This window comes from Gordonibacter sp. (assembly GCF_036667095.1).
GTDB lineage: Bacteria > Actinomycetota > Coriobacteriia > Coriobacteriales > Eggerthellaceae > Gordonibacter.
The window spans coordinates 1-1335 of record NZ_JAVWUP010000373.1; the positions used below are offsets into that span (position 1 = coordinate 1).

General features: G+C 57.5%; 1 protein-coding gene. It reads right to left on the reverse strand.

Annotated elements, in window-relative coordinates; genetic code table 11:
• Positions 1-1091: Nramp family divalent metal transporter (locus tag RR842_RS14705; RefSeq protein WP_332730315.1), on the reverse strand; the 1091-nt coding region annotated here is incomplete at its 3' end.
• Positions 1092-1335 lie beyond the last annotated feature (244 nt).

The window sequence follows — 1335 nt, forward strand, 5'->3', positions numbered from 1 at the left end:
AACGCCATGATAGGCAGCAAGATGGCATTGGCCGCCTGCGCCACCAAGATAAGCTCCGTCGGGCTTTTCCCCAGCACGATAGCCATGATGCAGCCAGCCACGAGTACGATAATCCAAATCACCTTGAACGGCAGGTCCTTTAGCGTCTTCTTCCAACCCAACACGCCATTCACCGCATAGGCGGCCGACAACGATGCCGTGATAGCGCTGGAGAAACCTGCGGCCAGAAGGCCCAAGCCGATCATCCACGTAGCCCACGAGCCCATGAGCGGTTCAAGGGCAATGGCCATATCCTTGCCGTTCGTCACAGCAGCACCCGTGCCGAAAATGTTGGCGGCAGCGCACACGAGGATGGCCATAGAAATGATGCCGCCCAAACCGATGGAGAGCACCGTGTCGAAACGGGCATCGGACACCTGCGCCGGATCCTTGAAGCGCTCAGAGGCACCGGAGGCATGCAGGAACAGATTGTACGGCACGATAGTGGTACCGATGAGGCCCACAGCCGTGAGGATGCCCTTCGACCCCTCTTCAGGCAGCGTGGGTACAAACAGACCCACAGCAACAGCACCCCAATCGGGGCTCGACGCGAACGCCGTTACCAGAAACACCACGCCCATGAACACGACGATGCCCGTCAGTACGATCTCGACCACCTTGTACGAGCCAATCCACAAGGCTGCGAAGGCCAGAATTCCCAACACCACGACGATGGGAATCATGGAAGCATCAGGGAAGACCGCCTGGATGCCCAGGATGCCGCCCGTGATATTACCGGTCTCGTAGGCCACGTTGCCCACGAAGATGGCGATGATAACAATTACGATTGCAATCCACTTAAGCGTCTTGTTGGGAATACGATCGCGAATGTTTTCACCCAGGCCCTTGCCTGAAACGATGCCCACGCGCGCCGCCATCTCCTGAAAGATAATAGTGGCCACCGTGGCGAACAGTAGCGCCCACAACATGGTGTAGCCGTAGCTTGCGCCGGAAACTGTGCAGGTAGTAACCGTACCCGGTCCGATAAAGCCAGCTGCCACCAGCGCGCCAGGTCCGATATTCTTGAACTTCTGAACGATAGGGTTGCTCATGCCCTCTCCTTTCTCTTTTTATCGAGGAGAAGCTGCCTTTTCGGCACGCTCTCCCACAATCCCCCTTGTCCCTTTACCGCCAAGCACCGAGCGCCTCAAACAACGGTGGCCCACCCCATGGCAAACCGGACAGATTTAGTTACTTTAGCAGAATAAAGCTCTGACGTATACGTTCGTACCCACGAAAAGAAGGTCGGTTCGGCTGCGCGCGGCGATCAACCCAAGGATGCCGCCAGCTCCCCGC